This window comes from Achromobacter sp. ESBL13 (assembly GCF_036668755.1).
GTDB lineage: Bacteria > Pseudomonadota > Gammaproteobacteria > Burkholderiales > Burkholderiaceae_B > Achromobacter.
Window position 1 is genome coordinate 1,567,684 of the sequence record NZ_JAZEVT010000001.1, and the last position, 16,866, is coordinate 1,584,549.

General features: G+C 66.3%; 14 protein-coding genes. 6 read left to right on the top strand and 8 right to left on the bottom strand.

Going from position 1 to position 16,866, the window contains the following annotated elements:
- Positions 1–31: 31 nt before the first annotated feature.
- The 8 genes from V6F88_RS06950 to V6F88_RS06985 all read right to left on the bottom strand — a co-directional run bounded on the left by V6F88_RS06950 (position 32) and on the right by V6F88_RS06985 (position 9,071).
- On the bottom strand, positions 32–1,204 hold the full coding sequence (locus V6F88_RS06950; RefSeq protein ID WP_332608958.1) for a thiolase: 1,173 nt from the start codon (positions 1,202–1,204) through the stop codon (positions 32–34).
- On the bottom strand, positions 1,204–1,602 hold the full coding sequence (locus V6F88_RS06955) for a Zn-ribbon domain-containing OB-fold protein (protein ID WP_332608595.1): 399 nt from the start codon (positions 1,600–1,602) through the stop codon (positions 1,204–1,206). The genes V6F88_RS06950 and V6F88_RS06955 overlap by 1 nt, the downstream gene beginning before the upstream one ends.
- 64 nt (positions 1,603–1,666) lie before the next feature.
- Complete coding sequence (locus tag V6F88_RS06960; protein WP_332608596.1) at positions 1,667–3,754, bottom strand: 3-hydroxyacyl-CoA dehydrogenase NAD-binding domain-containing protein; 2,088 nt, start codon at positions 3,752–3,754, stop codon at positions 1,667–1,669.
- 7 nt (positions 3,755–3,761) lie between these two features.
- Positions 3,762–3,974 (bottom strand): acetyl-CoA carboxylase biotin carboxyl carrier protein subunit, encoded by a 213-nt coding sequence (locus V6F88_RS06965; RefSeq protein ID WP_332608597.1) that lies wholly within the window; start codon positions 3,972–3,974, stop codon positions 3,762–3,764.
- A 72-nt stretch (positions 3,975–4,046) separates the two neighbouring features.
- Positions 4,047–5,408: an acetyl-CoA carboxylase biotin carboxylase subunit gene (locus V6F88_RS06970; RefSeq protein WP_332608598.1), complete on the bottom strand. Its 1,362-nt coding sequence runs from the start codon at positions 5,406–5,408 to the stop codon at positions 4,047–4,049.
- A 20-nt stretch (positions 5,409–5,428) separates the two neighbouring features.
- Positions 5,429–6,976 carry an acyl-CoA carboxylase subunit beta gene (locus tag V6F88_RS06975; protein ID WP_332608599.1) on the bottom strand — a complete coding sequence of 516 codons (1,548 nt, stop codon included), beginning with the start codon at positions 6,974–6,976 and terminating at the stop codon, positions 5,429–5,431.
- Positions 6,977–7,021: 45 nt separating this feature from the next.
- The gene (locus V6F88_RS06980; protein ID WP_332608600.1) at positions 7,022–8,002 is read right to left on the bottom strand and encodes a Bug family tripartite tricarboxylate transporter substrate binding protein; all 981 of its coding nucleotides are present in this window, start codon (positions 8,000–8,002) and stop codon (positions 7,022–7,024) included.
- Positions 8,003–8,102: 100 nt separating this feature from the next.
- On the bottom strand, positions 8,103–9,071 hold the full coding sequence (locus V6F88_RS06985) for a tripartite tricarboxylate transporter substrate binding protein (RefSeq protein WP_332608601.1): 969 nt from the start codon (positions 9,069–9,071) through the stop codon (positions 8,103–8,105).
- A 171-nt stretch (positions 9,072–9,242) separates the two neighbouring features.
- On the opposite strand from V6F88_RS06985, the gene V6F88_RS06990 reads away from it, so the two are divergent.
- From V6F88_RS06990 to V6F88_RS07015, 6 genes are all read left to right on the top strand, one after another.
- Positions 9,243–10,697, top strand: a complete 1,455-nt coding sequence (locus V6F88_RS06990) for an aldehyde dehydrogenase (RefSeq protein WP_442880194.1) — start codon at positions 9,243–9,245, stop codon at positions 10,695–10,697.
- 67 nt (positions 10,698–10,764) lie between these two features.
- The gene (locus V6F88_RS06995) at positions 10,765–11,661 is read left to right on the top strand and encodes an NAD(P)-dependent oxidoreductase (RefSeq protein ID WP_332608602.1); all 897 of its coding nucleotides are present in this window, start codon (positions 10,765–10,767) and stop codon (positions 11,659–11,661) included.
- 17 nt (positions 11,662–11,678) lie between these two features.
- Entirely contained in the window at positions 11,679–12,395 is a 717-nt protein-coding gene (locus V6F88_RS07000; protein ID WP_046805764.1) for an IclR family transcriptional regulator, read from the top strand.
- Positions 12,396–12,492: 97 nt separating this feature from the next.
- Positions 12,493–13,320: a hydroxyethylthiazole kinase gene (gene thiM, locus V6F88_RS07005; protein WP_332608603.1), complete on the top strand. Its 828-nt coding sequence runs from the start codon at positions 12,493–12,495 to the stop codon at positions 13,318–13,320.
- 96 nt (positions 13,321–13,416) lie between these two features.
- A complete protein-coding gene (locus V6F88_RS07010; RefSeq protein ID WP_332608604.1) occupies positions 13,417–15,543 on the top strand; it encodes a 5'-nucleotidase C-terminal domain-containing protein in 2,127 nt (708 codons plus the stop codon).
- 100 nt (positions 15,544–15,643) lie between these two features.
- A complete protein-coding gene (locus V6F88_RS07015) occupies positions 15,644–16,861 on the top strand; it encodes an MFS transporter (RefSeq protein ID WP_332608605.1) in 1,218 nt (405 codons plus the stop codon).
- The last annotated feature ends 5 nt before the right edge of the window (positions 16,862–16,866 follow it).

Below are 16,866 nucleotides of genomic sequence, written 5' to 3' on the forward strand. Positions count from 1 at the left end.
TCCCTTTTCTAAGGATGGCGCAAGGCCGGCGTCAGCGCGTGGACGGACCGCCCAGGATGGCGGTGGACTGGCTGGACAAGGTGCCGCCGTTACCGTGCACCAGCGCGATATCCGCGCCCGCCACCTGTCGTTCGCCCGCCTGCGCCCGCAGCTGACGCACGGCTTCTATCACCAGGAAAATGCCGTACATGCCGGGATGCACGCACGACAAGCCGCCGCCGTTCGTGTTCACCGGCAGACGCCCACCGGGCGCAATGCCGCCGCCCTGAACAAAGGCGCCGCCTTCGCCCTTGTTGCAAAAGCCCAGGTCTTCCAGGAACAGCAGCGTGTTGATCGAGAAGGCGTCATAAAGCTCGGCCACGTCCACGTCCGCCACGTTCAAGCCGGCCATGGCCAGCGCGCGCTTGCCGGATTCCGCCGCTGCCGTCACGGTCAGGTCTTCCATGGAGGAAATCTGCCGGTTCCACACCGCCGTGGCGCTGCCCAACACGTACACGGGCGGCTGCCGCAGCTGGCGGGCGCGGTCGGCGCGCACCATCACGTAGGCGCCGCCGCCATCGCTGACCAGGCAGCAGTCGCGCACCGTCAATGGATCCGAGACGGGGCGCAAACGCAGCACGTCGTCGATCGATAAGGGGTCGCGCATCGCGGCCTCGGGGTTCAGCGCCGCCCAAGCGCGCGCCGCGACGGCCACTTCGGCCAGCTGTTCGCGGGTTGTGCCGTATTGATGCATGTGGCGGGCGGCGGCCAATGCGTAGGACGTCACGGGCTGTAGCGGCGAATACGGATGTTCGAAGGGTTGGGGGTCCAGCAACGTGCGCGCCTTGACGCCTTCCTTGCGGCCGAACGTGGCGGTCTTTTGCGTGCTGCCATAGCAGACCAGCACCGCATTGCACTGCCCCGACGCCAATGCCATCACCGAGGGCAGCAGGTGCGAGACGAAACTGGAGCCGCCCAGCATCGTGGCTTCGATATAGCGCGGACGCAGGCCCAGGTATTCGGCAACGGGCATGCTCCACATCGTGGCCGACGAACTGCATGTGGCCAGCCCGTCGATGTCTTGCATCGTCAGGCCCGCATCGGCCACGGCGCGCGACGCGGCTTGGGCCAGCACTTCCATTTCGGTGTAGCCGTGTGCTTCGCCCAGGCCCGCGTGCCCGACCCCGGCAATGGCGACGCGGCCCCGCAGTGATTCCAGCGTCATCATGCGGCCTCCACGGGCTCGAACACCACCCGCGGCTGGGCCGCTTCCAGCAACACCCGCGCCTTGACCGGCATGCCGATCCGCAGCCGTTCCAACGGCACGCCGTCCACCCGGCTCATCATGCGCACGCCCTCGTCCAGATCGATCAGCGCCACGTTGTAGTCGCCGCCCGCTTCCGGCTTGCGCCGCACGATGCTGAACGAATAGACCGTGCCGGTGCCGGCGGGGTCCGTCCACGCCAGGTCGGTCGCGCCGCAGTGCACGCATAGGGTGCGGGGAAAGAACTGATGCCGCTTGCATGCCGCGCAGCGCTGAATTTGAAAGCGGCCCTGGGCCAACGCGGCAAAGTACTGTTCCTGCGGCCCCCGCGACTGGGCTTCGGCTTGTTCCGTATCCATTGCTGTCTCCTTCTATTTGTTCTGTGTCGCCGCGCGCGATATCACGATGCGGCGGGCCAACGATTTACAAGCCCGCAAAGCGCTTGCCCTGCGCCACCAGGCGTTCCAATAACGGGGCGGGCTGCCAAAGTTCGCCGTGTTGATCGTGAAAGCGGCGGATGGTGGCCAGCACATTTGGCAAGCCTTGCTGGTCGGCATAAAACAGCGGGCCGCCCCGATGCGCCGGAAAGCCGTAGCCGTTGACGTAGATAACGTCGATATCGGAAGCGCGGCGGGCGATGCCCTCTTCCAGGATGCGGGCGCCTTCGTTGACCAGCGCGTACATCGTGCGTTGCACGATTTCTTCGTCCGTAATGTCGCGTCGCACGATGCCGTCTTGCCGGGCGCATGCCTCGATCAACGCCAGCACCCGCGGGTCATCCAAAGGTTCTCGGCTGCCCGCTGCGTAGCGATAAAAGCCGGCGCCCGTCTTCTGCCCAAAGCGCCCTTGTTCGCACAGGCTGTCGGCCACGCGCGAATAGCGCAGGTGCGCCGGCCGGGTCGATGCGGTGCGCTTGCGAAACGCCCAGCTGATGTCCAGACCCGCCATGTCCGCCATGCGCAGCGGCCCCATGGCCAACCCAAAACGCTGCAAGGCGCCGTCAACCTGCGATGGCGACGCGCCTTCTTCCAGCAGAAAATGCGCCTCGCGCGTGTACGGACTGACCATGCGGTTGCCGACGAAGCCGTCGCATACGCCCACCAGCACCGGCAGCTTGTCCATCCGGCGCGCCAGCCGGAACACCGTGGCGATGACGTTGCCGTCCGTCTGGCGGCCGTTGACCACCTCCAGCAAGCGCATGACGTTGGCCGGGCTGAAAAAGTGCATGCCCAGCACCTGCGCGGGCCGGCGCGTAAAGCCGGCAATCTCGTCGATATCCAGGCGCGACGTGTTCGACGCCAGAATCGCCCGCGGCTGGCACACTGCGTCCAGCGCGGTAAAGATCTGGCGCTTGACGTCCATGTCCTCGAACGCGGCTTCGATCACCAGATCGACATCGCGCAGGTCGTCCATATCCAGCGACGGGTGGACGCGCGCCTGCCGTTCGTCCACCTGCGCCGCCGTCAGCTTGCCCTTGGCGGCCGTCGCGGCGTAGTTCTTGCGGATCGCCGACCAGCCGCGCTCCAGCGCCTGCGCATCGCGTTCGACCAGCACGACCTCCAGCCCGGCGTTGGCCAGGCTCATCGCGATGCCGCCGCCCATCGTGCCCGCGCCGACCACGCCCACGGTGGCGATGCCCGCTGTGGCCGTCCACTCCTTCGGCAATTTGACGGCGGCGCGCTCGGCAAAGAACAGGTGACGCTGCGCCTGGGACTGGCTGCCGTTGACCAATGTCAGGAAGTGCTCGCGTTCAAGCGCCAGGCCGTCTTCCAGCGTGCTGTGGGCGGCGGCTTTCACGCAGTCGATGCACGCCAGCGGCGCCACGCAGCCACGATAGCGGCGGGCGGCCTGTTCGCGGGCATGCTCGTACACGCCCGGGTCTTGCGGCGCACGCACCTGCCGCGCGCCCACGTTGCGCCCCGCCAGGGGCGCGTCGGCCGCCGTCCGCGCATAGGCAGCGGCGCGTTCCGGTAGATTGTCGGCCACGACCGCATCAAGCAGGCCCCAGTCCAGGGCGGTTCGGGTGTCGACAGGGTCACCCTGCGCAATCATCGTCAGTGCGCGCTCGACGCCCACGATACGGGGCAGCCGCTGCGTGCCGCCGGCGCCGGGCAACACGCCCAGCTTCACCTCGGGCAGGCCTAGCGACGCGCCTTCCAGCGCGATCCGGTAATGGCAACCCAACGCCAACTCCAGCCCACCTCCCAAGGCGGCGCCATGTATTGCCGCAACGACGGGTTTGGATGCCCCTTCGATCAACGCGATCAGGGACCGCAGTGTCGGTTCGCGCGTCGACATGGGGGTATTGAATTCGCGGATCTCGGCCCCGCAACAAAAGAAGCCGCCGTCCCCGATCAAGACCAGCGCGCGAACTTCCGCGTCCTGAAGCGCGTCGTTGATGCCGACCTGCAATTCGCTGCGCAAGGCCGCGCTCAAGCTGTTGACCGGCGGGTTGCACAAGCGCAGCATCGCGACCCGGCCCGCCTCGGTTCGTTCCGTATGGATCAGCATGGCGGCGTTACTCCAGCTCGACCACAACCTGGCCTTCGCCGACCTCGTCGCCCTCGCCCACCAGCACGCGCGCGACGATGCCCGCGCGTTCGGACTCGACGGGAATTTCCATCTTCATCGACTCCACCTTGATGACGCTATCGCCGGCGTCCACGCGCTGCCCGGGACGCACGCTGACGGCAACCACTCGGCCCACCACGGGGGTTTCTACTTTGAACATTGTTGTCTCCTTGAATACTTCAGTTCGGTCCACGTTGCCAAAGCGGTCAATGCCCTGGCTGCTGCTTGGGGTTCACGCCGCCTGCGCCGCGCGCGTCGCGTCCAGAATGCGGGCCACCATGCCGGTGGACACCTGGCCCGCGCCAAAGCCCGGGTCGTCCAGCACGCGCAAGATGAAGGGAATGTTGGTCTTGACGCCGTCCACCTGAAACTGCGTCAGCGCCTGCTTTAACAACAGCAGCGCCTGGTCGCGCGTGGCGGCATGCGCGATCACCTTGGCCAGCATCGGGTCGTAGTGGCTGGACACGCGGCAACCCTCTGCGTAGCCCGTCTCGACTCGCACGCCGGGCAGCGCGGGCGGCGCAAACGCGCGCAGCACGCCCGGCGACGGCAGGAAGCGCACGGGGTCTTCCGCGTAGACGCGCGCCTCCAGCGCATGCCCTTGCAAGGGCGGCACCCGCGCCAATACGCTGCCCATGCGCTCGCCCGCCGCCAGCCTCAGTTGCGCGGCCACGATGTCGATGCCCGTAACCGCTTCCGTCACAGCGTGTTCGACTTGCAGGCGGGTGTTGATTTCCAGGAACGAAAAGCCGGACTCGGGCGTGTACAGCATCTCGACGGTGCCGATCACGTCGTATCCCAACGTCGACAACATGCCCTCCAGCTTTGCGGCCATGTCGGCCACCAAGTCTCGGTCCAGCCCCGGCGCGGGCGCTTCTTCCAATACCTTCTGGTGCCGCCGCTGCGTAGAGCAGTCGCGTTCATACAGGCAGCGCACTTGCCCGTGGCGGTCCGCCAGAAACTGGAATTCCACATGGCGCGGGTTGACCAGCAGTTTTTCCAGATACAGGTCCGATCCGCCAAAGCTGCGCTCGGCGATCTGCCGCGCCCGCGCCCATTCGGGTTCCACGTCCTGCGCGCCGTGCAGCGGAATCATGCCGATGCCGCCACCACCGGAGGCCGGCTTGATCAGCACCGGGTAGCCCAGGTCCTGGGCCGCATGACGCACGGCGCCGGGGTCGGCGCCCAATACGGCACTGCTGGCGGCCATGGGCATGCCCAGCGCCCGCATCGCATCGCGCGCCCGCGTCTTGTGCCCCAGCATTCGTATCCAGCGTGGCGACGGGCCCACGAAGATCATGCCGGCCGATTCCACGGCCTGGGCGAAGTCCGCGTTTTCGGACAGGAAGCCATAACCCGGATGCAGTGCATCAGCGCCCGTCTCGCGCGCCACGCGCAGCAGCGTGTCGCGGTTCAGATAGCTTTGCGCGGCGGGCGCCGGCCCGATGGGAACGGCCACGTCTGCTTCACGCAGATAAGGAAGATCGCGATCCGCCTCGGAATACACGGCAACCGATTCCAGGCCAAGCGCGCGCAGCGCACGGATGACCCGCCGGGCGACAGCGCCCCGATTGGCGACGATGACTCTTTTCATGTTGCGCCCCAAGCCCGCCGTCATGGCCGATACCCAAAGGCGCGCGGGCCGGGTTCGCGCAGGGGCGCGACCACTTCCATGAACTCTTCCAGCACCTGCCGCGTGGTGGCCGGATCGATGATGTCTTCCACGACGAAAGCTTCGGCGCTGCGAAACGGCGAGGTCAGGCCGCGCACGCGCGCTTCGATTTCGCGCATCTTGGCCTGGGGGTCGGCGGCGGCTTCGATCTCGGCCTTGTAGGCCACTTCCAAGCCGCCTTCGACCGGCAACGATCCCCATTGGGCCGACGGCCATGCATAGCGGAAATTGAAGCGGCCCGCGCTCTGGTGGCCGCCGCCCGCTACGCCAAAGGCCTTGCGCACAATGATCGAGCACCAGGGCACGGTGGACTGCGCCACCGCCGTCAGCGCGCGCACGCCGTAGCGCATGGCGCCGGCCTTCTCGGCGTTCAGGCCGATCTGGAAACCGGGCACATCCACCAGGTTCACGACCGGCAAGTGAAACGTTTCGGCCAGGTCGAGCAAGCGCGTGAACTTCTCGGCGGCCGGGCCGTCCCAGCCGCCGCCGTAGTGATAGGGGTCGCTGGCAAACACCGCCACCGGCCACCCGTCGATGCGCGCCAGCCCCGTGATGACCGCCCTGCCCCAGCGCTTGCCGATCTCCATGAACGAGCCCTCGTCCATCAAGGCCGACACGATGGGTCGCATCTTGTAGACGGCGCGCGGGTCGGCGGGGATGGCCTGGCGCAGCCAGTCCTGGCCGGCCGACGCGATAGCGCTGCCAGTCGCGCGCGGCGGCAATTCATGCACCGAACGCGGCAGGTAAGACAGGAAGCGCCGGGCCATGGCGAAGGCGTCGGCTTCCGAATCGGCTTCGTCGTCCACCACGCCGTTGCGGGTATGGATGTCGCTGCCGCCCAGTTCGTTCTTGTCCAGCGTCTGGCCGATGCGCGCCACCACCGGCGGCCCGGCGATGAACAGCTGCGAGGTCTCGCGCACCATGATGGCGTAATGGCTGGCAGCCACGCGCGCCGCGCCCAGGCCCGCCACCGACCCCAGGGCCAGCGACACCACCGGCACCGTGGCCAGGTTCTGCGCCATCAGCGGCCACATGCGCAGCTTGGGCAGCAAGGTGTGGCCTTTGATCTCGATATTGCGCACCGACCCGCCGCCGCCCGTGCCATCCACCAGCCGCAATAGCGGCAGCCGCAGGTCATGCGCCATGCGCTCGGCCTCGACCAGCTTGTCGCCCACCGCGCCGTCGTTGGCGCCCCCGCGCACCGTGAAATCGTCGGCCGCCACCACCACCGGCCGGCCTTCGACCTTGGCGCGGCCGATCAGCAGGTTCGATGGCGTCAGGTCGATCAAGCGGCCTTCGGCGTCGTATTCCCCGCTGCCCGCCAGCGCGCCCACCTCGCGAAACGATTCGGCATCGACCATGCGCGCAATGCGTTCGCGCACCGGCAGCTTGCCGCCTTCTTGATGCCGGCGCACCTTGGCCTCGCCCCCCATGCGCTGCGCCAGTTCTTTGCGCAGCGCCAATTCTTGCAGTTCTTTGTCCCAGGACACGTGTGCTCCTCCCTGCCCGTTGCCGAGGCGGCGGTTGCCGCCCGGTCAATCGATCTTGATGTTGGCGCGCTTGATCAGCGCTTCGTTTTGCGTGAGTTCTTCGGCGATCTTCTGGCGGAAAGCCTGCGGCGATTGCGTCAGCGGATTGCCCTGCGCCGCCAGCCGTGCGCGCACCTCGGGGTCCTGGGTTACCGCTGCGATTTCCCGGTTGAGCCGGTCCACCACCGTCTGCGGCGTGCCCGCCGGCGCAAAGATGCCGACCCAGAACGAGATGTCGAAACCGGGATAGCCCAGCTCGGACACGGCGGGCACGTCCGGCAGGTCGTGCCAGCGGTCGGCGGACGAGACCGCCAGCGCGCGCAACTTGCCCGACTTGATAAGCGGCACGCCGGACAAGGTGTCAAAGCCGAAGTCGACCTCTTTGGACAGCAGGCCGGCTTCCATCGGCGCGGCGCCCCGATACGGCACGTGCAGCATCTGCACGTTGGACATGGCGGCAAGCTGCGCGCCCGCCAGATGCATCAGGTTGCCGTTGCCGGCCGAGCCATAGCTGACCGTATTGGGATTGCGCTTGGCCAGCGCCACCAGCGATTTGACGTCGGTCACGCCCGCGACGCGGGGGTTCTCGGCGTTGATGGTCAGGATGAAGGGCACCGACATCACCGTGGTGACCGGGGCAAAGTCCTTCAAGGGGTCGTATTGCAGATCCTTGTAGAGCAAGGGATTGACGGTGATCGAGCTGGAATTGCTGACCAGGATGGTGTAGCCGTCCGGCTTGGCCTGCGCGACGGCGCGTGCCGCGATCATGCCGTTGGCGCCCGTCTTGTTGTCCACGACGAACGTCTGCTTCATTCGCGCGGACAAGGCTTCGCCGACAATGCGCGCCACCGTGTCGATGGTGCTGCCGGGGCTGAAGCCCACCACGAACTTCACCGGCGCATTGGGGTAGTCGGCGGCGCTTGCCGCAAGGGGCGCCGCCGTGGACAACACGAACGCGCTTGCTGCCAGCCATTTTGAAAAGGTCATGATGGGTCTCCTCCGTTATTGCCCGAATCCGTGCCTTGCGCTGCATCGGCGCGTGGCTACGGACGCGTTGCTGGGCCAGGCTCCGTGCCTGGCGTTGTGGTTACTGCGCGGCGACGGCGACGGACGCCTTGACGGCGCGGCCCCACTTGTCCTGCTCGCTGGACATGAAGGCGGCGAAGGCCTGCGGGGTGCTGTTGACGACTTCGCCGCCCAGGCTTTCGATACGCGCCTGCATCGCGGGCGTTGCCACGATCTTGGACACGTCCTCATAGATGCGTTGCGCCTGGGCCGGCGGCAACGATGCCGGGGCCAGCAGCCCGAACCACGTCGCGGCCTCGAAGCCGGGCATGCCCGCTTCGGCAAAGGTCGGCACATTGCGCAGCGCCTGCACGCGCGTGCCGTTGGCCACGGCCAGTGCGCGCAGCTTGCCGGATTCGATCAAGGGCAGCGCCGACGTAATCGTGGCCAGCATCATCTGCACCTGACCGCCGGCCAGGTCCGTGAAGGCCGGCGCGTCACCCCGGTAAGGCACGTGCGTGATACCCGACTGCGTAGCGATCTTGAAGAGCTCACCGCTAAGGTGTTGCGCGGTGCCGTTGCCGGGAGACGCAAAGTTGACCGACCCGCTGTTCTGCTTCAGGTAGGCCAAAAATTCCTGCAATGTCTTGGCGGGGACGGCGGGGTTGACCACCAGCACCAGGGGCACCTTGGTGACCAGCGTGATAGGGGCAAAGTCCTTGACCGGGTCGTAGTTCAGCTTGCTGTACAGATGGCCGCTGATCGTGTGGGCGGACGTGGTCATGAACAGCGTGTAGCCATCGCCCGGCGCACGCGCCACTGAACTGGCGCCGATGGTGGTGCCGGCGCCCGCGCGGTTTTCAACGATGACGGACTGGCCCCACGACTGCGTCAGCTTTTCCGCAACCGCGCGCGCCACCACATCGGTGGCGCCGCCGGCCGGATACGGCACGATCATCGACACGGGTTTTGACGGATAGGAATCGGCGTGCGCCGTTCCCGCAAACAGCGCCGTGGCACATGCCAGCGCGCACAAGACATTGCGGTGCATCGAGTTGTCTCCTCTTGTCTTTGAATGACGGTTTGTTTATTCTTGCCGTTCCTGTAGACAGAACGCGTATTCTATTTTATATTTTTTCGGCCAGCGACTGTCAACGAATAAATGCACACCGGCCGCCATCGGACGCGCCGGAAAATCCCATCAAGAGAGGAACATCACGTCATGTCCGAATCATCGGAAACCCTTAAATCCATGCTGATCGGCGGTGAATGGATCGCCCGGCAAGACGCGGCATTCGCGTCCACCAACCCGGCCACGGGCGCGCAGAACTACTTGGTCAGCGCCGCGTCGGACGCGCAGGTGGACCAGGCCGTGGATACCGCCTGGAAGGCAGTGCGCCAGGCTGCCTGGCGCGACATGCTGCCGCACCAGCGCGCCGCGATCCTGCGCCGCATTGCCGATGGCATCGAACAGCATTCGGAACTGCTGGCGCGCTTGCAGATGATTGAAAACGGCAAGGTCTGGGCGGAATGCAAAACGCAGGTCGCCAGCGCGGCGGCCACCTTCCGCTACTACGCGGGCGTGTGCGAAACACTGGGCGCGGAGGTCACGCCGGCGCGCGGCAACTACCTGTCCATGACGCATTACGAGCCGTATGGCGTGGTCGTGGCGATCACGCCGTGGAACTCACCGCTGACGATGGAAGCGCAGAAGGTTGCGCCCGCGCTGGCCGCCGGCAATGCCGTGATCCTGAAGCCTTCCGAAGTGACCTCGTCGCCTGCCCTGGCGCTGGGCCGCATCGCGCTGGAAGCCGGCTTGCCGCCCGGCATCCTGAACGTGGTCACCGGCTTGGGCGCCACCGTGGGCCGTCGCCTGGTGGAACATCCGGGCGTGCGCATGGTGTCGTTCACCGGTGGCACCGCCAGCGGTCGGGCCATTGCCCATGCCGCCGCTGAAAAGCTGATGCCCGTGGCGCTGGAACTGGGCGGCAAGTCGCCGCACATCGTCTTCGACGATGCCGACCAGGACGCGGCGATAGACGGCGTGATCGGCGGCATTTTTGAAGGCAGCGGGCAGTCTTGCGTGGCGGGCTCGCGGCTGTACGTGCAGCGCGGCATCGCGGAATCGTTCATTGAAAAACTGGTGGCGCGCGCCGCGCGGCTTAACGTCGATCTGCCTGATGCGGCGGGCGCGCAGATGGGCCCGATTGCATCGTTCGGCCATCGCGACAAGATCGAAGGCATGGTCGAATCCGCCAAGCGCGACGGCGCGCAGGTGCTGCTAGGCGCGCAGCGGCCGGACAACGACGCGCTGCAAGCGGGCGCGTTCTATCAACCGACCATCCTGGGCGGGCTGGCGCGCGATGCCCACGTGGTGCGCGAAGAAATCTTCGGCCCGGTCCTGTGCGCGCTGACCTTCGAGGACGAAGACGATTTGATCGACCAGGCCAACGACAGCGTCTACGGCCTGGCATCCGGCGTATGGACGGCGGACTACCGGCGCGCGTGGCGCGTGGCCAGGCGCCTGGAAGCCGGCAGCGTGTGGATCAACACGTATAAGCAATTGTCGATATCCACGCCGTTCGGCGGCTTCAAGCAAAGCGGCATCGGGCGCGAAAAAGGCGTCAGCGGGCTGCGTCTGTACCAACAATCCAAAGGCATCTACTTCGGCATGTAAGCCGAAGGCGCCTGTACGCATTCTTTCCAGGGCCGCGACGACGGCCCCTACTTCGGAGACCATCCACATGTCTGAATTTCAACGAGCCGGCTTCATCGGCCTGGGTGTCATGGGCGAACCCATCTGCCGCAACCTGGCCACCAAGGGCGGGGTGCCCGTGCTGGGCTGCGACACCGATGCCGCGCCCTTGCAGCGGCTGGCCCCGCATGGCGTCCAGGGCGCGACGGCCCAGCAGATCATGCGCGACTGCGACGTCGTGTTCCTGTCGTTGCCGTCCGGCGAAGTCGTGGCACAGCTGGCGCGCGCGGCCGATGGCCTGCTGGCCAATACGCGCAGCGGCCAGCTGATCGTGGACCTGAGCACGTCGCCCGTTGATGTGACGCGTGACTTGGCCAGTGAATTTGCCGCCAAGGGCGCGACGTTTATCGACGCCCCCGTTGCCCGCACCCGCGCCGCCGCCGAGGCCGGCACGCTGTCCGTGATGATCGGCGGCGAGACATCGACGTTTGAGCAGGTCAAGCCGCTGGTGTCCACCTTCGCCAACGAAATCACCTATTGCGGCCCCGTCGGCAGCGGCCAGGTGGTGAAGATCCTGAACAATATGGTGTTGTTCGAAACCGTGGTGGCGTTGTCGGAAGCGCGCGCAATTGCACGGCGTTCCGGCGTGGACCCGCAGGTATTGCTGGAGACTTTCACGCGCGGTTCGGCGGATAGCTTCGCGTTGCGCAACCACGGCTTAAAGGCTATTCTGCCCGGTGAATTTCCCGAAAAAGCCTTCCCCGTGGACTATGCCCGCAAAGACCTGCGCTACGCGCTGGCGTTGGCGGAACAAACCGGCGTACAAGCGCTGGGCGCCCGCAACGTTGACCACTGGTTCAGCGCCGCGTTGGCCCAGGGCCATGGCAACCGCTATTTCCCGGTCATCAGCCGGGTGATCGATCCGGAGTCGGGAACCCATGCCTAATCATCCCTACCATTCCAATGAGTCGCACCCCTACTCAGGACAACTCCACTGACGGCGTCGCCGCCGTCGAACGCGCCCTGACCATCGTCGGGGCCGTTGCACAACGCACCGAGCCCATCACGCTTGCCGACCTTTCCCGAGCCACGGGGTTCTACAAAAGCACCCTGTTGCGGCTGATTGCCTCGCTTGAAAAAGTGGCGCTGGTGGTGCGCCGCGCCGACGGCCGCTATTCGCTGGGCCCCTATGCCCACCATCTGGGGCGCGCGTACGAGGCCACTTACCGGCTGACCGAAACCATCCTGCCGCTACTGCAAGCCCTGGTCGATAAGGGCACTGAAAGCGCGTCGTTCCACGTCTACCACGACGCCAATTCACGCGCCTGCGTGCTACGCGTGGACTCGCACCATTCCACGCTGGATCGTATCCGTGTCGGTGACCTGCTGCCGCTGGACAAGGGCGCGGCGGGCAGGCTGCTGACCGCTTATCTGGTCGACGGCAAGTCTCCCGCCGAAGTCGGCCTGATGCTGACGTCCATGGGCGAACGCGACCCGAACTGCGCGGCGGTGGCCAGCCCGGTATTCGGCCCCGACGGCGACATCTGCGGCGCGATTTCCTTGTCTGGACCTAAAGAACGTTATTCACCCGCGGCCGTCAAGAAAATGGCCAAGCTGGTGCAGGAAGCGGCGGCCGACGCCACGCGCGCCCTGGGCGGACGCTGGCCGTCCGCGAAGTAAGGTGGCGAACGGTCGCGACGAGACTCGATTGACAGCGTGCCGGGCAACGCCAGAACACACGCCGATCCATCGGAACGCGTAGCAAGGACCTTTAGGCATGGCTGAATCTTCCATCGACCCCGACACCGCCGCCTTGGCACGCGCCTGCCAAGACCGGTACACGGCGCTGCGGCACGATGCGCCGCTGGTGCAATGCCTGACCAATTTCGTTTCCATGAACATCGCGGCCAATGTGCTGCTGGCAATGGGCGCGTCGCCCGCCATGGTGCACGCCACCGACGAGGCGCCGCAATTCGCGCGCATGGCCGGCGCGGTGGTCATCAACATCGGCACGCTGTCCGCGCCGTGGTTGGAAAGCATGCTGTTGACGGCGGCGGCGGCGCGGCAGGCCGGCGTGCCGTGGGTGCTGGACCCCGTGGCGCACCACGCCACCGCTTTCCGGCGCGACGCTGTGCGGCAATTGCTGGGCTTGCAACCGACTATCGTGCGCGGCAACGCGTCGGAAATCATCGCGTTGGCGGGTGGCCAAAGCGCCGGCAAGGGCGTGGACGCGCGCGACGCCGTGGCGCAGGCGGAACAATCGGCACGTGCCATTGCCATCACCCATGGCGCCGTGGTGGCCGTGACGGGCGAAACGGATTACGTCACCGATGGGCAACGTTCGGTGCACGTCACGGGCGGCTCGCCGCTGATGCCGCGCGTCACCGCCACCGGCTGCGCGTTGACGGCGCTGGTGGGCGCTTTTGCCGCCGTTTCCAAAGAAGACCCGTACGTGGCGGCCGTTGCCGCCCTGTCTTGCTTTGCCATCGCGGGCGCACGCGCGGGCGCGCTGGCGGAAGGCCCGGGCTCATTCGCGTGGCGCTTCCTGGATGCGCTGGCGTCGCTGGAACCCGACAGCCTGACAAGAGCCTCACCGCTGCGGTAGGACGCTGCTTACCCGATTTGCATACCCGGCGTCTTTTGGTGTCACGCCCAGGTCACACACCATCCTCACACTCGGATTCCTTCAAGACACGGAGGAATGACGGTGAAGCCCCACGTACGAAAACTATTCGCGGTATCCGCCAGCGTTGCGCTCTTGGCGGGCCTGACCGCCTGCGGCGGCGATGACGATGATGACGATGACGCGGGCGTAGTCACGCCGCCCGTTGCCAGCGTGCCGCAAGGCGCCGCGCTGGAAGTGGCGATTCTGGCGACGACCGACCTGCACGCCAACGTGCTGGGCTACGACTACTACAAGCTGGCCGAAGACAAGAGCTATGGCGTGGACCGCAGCGCAACGCTGATCGCCAACGCCCGCAAGCAGCACGCAAACTCGCTGCTGTTCGACAACGGCGACACCATCCAGGGCACCGCCCTGTCCGACTATCAGGCGCTGGTGGCGCCGGTGCAGTGTTCGGACATGATCGCGATCTACAAGCAGATGAACCTGCTGGCCTACGACGCGGGCACGATGGGCAATCACGAATTCAACTACGGCCTGCCTTATCTGTCGCAGATCACGAACGTGGACTTCGGCTTGGCGGGCATCGGCAAGGGCACCGCCAAGACCAACCCCACCGGCGCCAGGAACTGCGCCGCGCCGGCCTTCCCCTTTGTATCGGCCAACGTGGTGTCGGCCGCCAGCAAGCAACCCATCTTCAAGCCCTGGGTGTTGCTGGACAAGACTTTCAAGGCGACGGACGCGGGCGGCAAGACGATAGACGTGCCGTTCAAGGTGGGCGTAATCGGGTTTGCCCCGCCGCCCATCCTGCAATGGGACAAGGCCAATCTGGAAGGCCATGTGCAGGTGACGGGCTGGAAGGAAACCGCGCAGCGCTACGTGCCCGAGATGAAGGCGGCGGGCGCGGACATCATCGTGGCGCTGGCGCACGGCGGCATCGACATGAAGACGGCGTACGACCCGGCCATGGAGAACGGCGCGGGCTATTTGAGCCAGGTGCCTGGCATCGACGCGCTGATCACCGGCCACCAGCATCTGCTGTTTCCGGACGCCAGCGCCACGTCGCCGTTTGCCGGCCAGCCGGGCGTAGACCCGGTGCGCGGCCTGGTCAACGGCGTGCCCGCCGTGCAGGCGGGCCAGTGGGGCAACAACCTGGGTCAGATCACGCTGAAGTTGGCGTACGACAAGGGGTGGCGCGTGCAACAGGACGCGACCACGGTGCAGCGCATTGCCACGCGCCTGACGGCGCAAAGCGGCTCGACGCCGGCCACCTACGTGGCGCCGGACACCGCCGTGCAGCAGCTGGTGCAAGACGAGCATGCCGCCACCATCGACTACGTGAAGACGCCGATCGGCCAAAGCCAGTTCGACATGGCAACCTACTACGCGCTGACGGGCGACGTATCGGCGCTGCAAATCGTGAACATGGCGCAGATCGATTACCTGAAGGACTATATCGCCAAGAACAATCCGGCTTACGGCGCCCTGCCCATCCTGTCGGCCGCCGCGCCGTTCAAGGGCGGGCGCAATGGCCCGGGCGACTTCACCTTCGTGAAGCAAGGCAACGTGGCCATCAACAACGCGGCCGACCTGTACCTGTACCCGAACACCTTGCAGGTGGTGCGCGTTACGGGCGACACGGTCCGCCAGTGGCTGGAAAAGACGGCCGAACAGTTCAAGCAGATCGACCCCGCGCAGGTCGCACCGCAAGACCTGGTCGACACGACGTTTCCCACCTTCAATTTCGATGTGCTCTATGCGCCGGGCAATGCGCTGAGGTACGAGATCGATGTCAGCCGGCCCAAGGGTTCGCGTATTTCGAACCTGAGCTACCAGGGTGCGCCGCTGGATCTGGCCGCGCAGTTCCTGGTGGTCACCAACAACTACCGCGCCAGCGGTGGCGGTGATTTTCCCGGCCTGGCGGGCGGCAAGGGGGACATCGTGCTGCAAGCGCCGGACGCCAGCCGCGACGTGCTGATCAGCTTCATCAAGAAAAATCCGACGCTGGACCTGGCCACCTATGGCCTGGACCGCAGCTGGCGCTTCAAGCCGCTAAGCGCGTTGGCCGGCCCGGTGGTGTTCTGGTCGGTGCCGGGCACCCTGCCGATGGCGGCGGCGCACGGCGTTACCAATGTCAGCGTGTTTGATGCCACCCCGGACGCCACGACGCAGTTGTCGCGCTACGCGGTGGATCTGGCGCGGTAGACGACCCGGTGGGCCGCGTAGACATGTAGATGACAGCCAGGGGTGCTTACAATACGGCTGTTGCGTTGCAACATTCCTCGACTCACCCCTAGCCATCCCCATGTCTCACCCTGCTTCCTTGCAGCACCGCCCCGCGCTGGTGCTGCTTGCCCTTGCTGTGGGCAGCTTCGCCATCGGAACCACCGAGTTCGCCACGATGAGCCTGCTGCCCTATTTTTCCCAATCCCTAGGCATCGACGCGCCCACGGCCGGCCACGTCATCAGCGCTTATGCGCTGGGCGTGGTGGTTGGCGCGCCGATCCTGGCCGTGCTGGGCGCCAGGATGCCGCGCCGCCGCCTGCTGATTGCGTTGATGGGCTTGTTTGCCGTTGGCAACGGCCTGAGCGCGATTGCGCCGGATTATCACTGGATGCTGTTCTTCCGCTTTCTTAGCGGGCTGCCGCATGGCGCGTACTTTGGCATTGCGTCGCTGGTGGCCAGTTCGCTGGTGCCGGCAAACCGCCGCACCATGGCCGTCGGGCGCGTGTTCCTGGGGCTGACGGTGGCCACCATCGTTGGTGTGCCGCTGGCCAACTGGCTGGGTCAGGTAATCGGCTGGCGCTGGAGCTTCGGGCTGGTGTCACTGCTGGCGGTGCTGACGATGATCAGCGTGGCCATCTACGCGCCGGATACGCCGGCCGACCACAAGGCCAGCCCGCTGCGCGAGCTGAGCGCACTGGGGCGCGGTCAGGTCTGGATCACGCTGGCGATCGGTGCGGTGGGCTTTGGCGGCTTGTTCTCCATCTACACCTACCTGGCCGACACGCTGACCGCTGTGACGCAGGTAGCGCCCTCCACCGTGCCTTTCGTGCTGAGCGCGTTCGGCGTGGGGCTGACGGTGGGCAACATGGTGGTGCCGGTGTTTGCCGACCGCGCCGTGATGCGCACGGCCGGGCTGCTGCTGGTGTGGTCGGCCGTGGTGCTGGCGCTGTTTCCGTTGATGGCGCACAACGTCTGGCTGATCACGCTGAACGTGTTCCTGGTGGGCGTGGGCGGCGCGCTGGGCACCGTGTTGCAGACGCGCCTGATGGACGTGGCGGGCGATGCCCAGGGCCTGGCCGCCGCGCTGAATCACTCCGCCTTCAATACCGCCAATGCGCTGGGGCCTTTCCTGGGCGGCCTGGCCATCGCGGCGGGCTACGGCTGGACGTCGACGGGTTGGGTGGGCAGTTTGCTGGCTATCGGCAGCATGCCCTTGTGGCTGTGGGCCGTGATGCTGGAACGCCGCCATCGCGCCAGGCGGCAGGCCGGGCTTACCGCCAGCGCGGAATCCGCGTAGGGTCG

Coding starts and splice junctions, on each gene's coding strand:
- V6F88_RS06950 (WP_332608958.1), bottom strand. CDS start 1,204: ATGACGCTGGAATCACTGCGGGGCCGCGTCGCCATTGCCGGGGTCGGG.
- V6F88_RS06955 (WP_332608595.1), bottom strand. CDS start 1,602: ATGGATACGGAACAAGCCGAAGCCCAGTCGCGGGGGCCGCAGGAACAG.
- V6F88_RS06960 (WP_332608596.1), bottom strand. CDS start 3,754: ATGCTGATCCATACGGAACGAACCGAGGCGGGCCGGGTCGCGATGCTG.
- V6F88_RS06965 (WP_332608597.1), bottom strand. CDS start 3,974: ATGTTCAAAGTAGAAACCCCCGTGGTGGGCCGAGTGGTTGCCGTCAGC.
- V6F88_RS06970 (WP_332608598.1), bottom strand. CDS start 5,408: ATGAAAAGAGTCATCGTCGCCAATCGGGGCGCTGTCGCCCGGCGGGTC.
- V6F88_RS06980 (WP_332608600.1), bottom strand. CDS start 8,002: ATGACCTTTTCAAAATGGCTGGCAGCAAGCGCGTTCGTGTTGTCCACG.
- V6F88_RS06985 (WP_332608601.1), bottom strand. CDS start 9,071: ATGCACCGCAATGTCTTGTGCGCGCTGGCATGTGCCACGGCGCTGTTT.
- V6F88_RS06990 (WP_442880194.1), top strand. CDS start 9,243: ATGTCCGAATCATCGGAAACCCTTAAATCCATGCTGATCGGCGGTGAA.
- V6F88_RS06995 (WP_332608602.1), top strand. CDS start 10,765: ATGTCTGAATTTCAACGAGCCGGCTTCATCGGCCTGGGTGTCATGGGC.
- V6F88_RS07000 (WP_046805764.1), top strand. CDS start 11,679: ATGAGTCGCACCCCTACTCAGGACAACTCCACTGACGGCGTCGCCGCC.
- thiM (WP_332608603.1), top strand. CDS start 12,493: ATGGCTGAATCTTCCATCGACCCCGACACCGCCGCCTTGGCACGCGCC.
- V6F88_RS07010 (WP_332608604.1), top strand. CDS start 13,417: ATGACGGTGAAGCCCCACGTACGAAAACTATTCGCGGTATCCGCCAGC.
- V6F88_RS07015 (WP_332608605.1), top strand. CDS start 15,644: ATGTCTCACCCTGCTTCCTTGCAGCACCGCCCCGCGCTGGTGCTGCTT.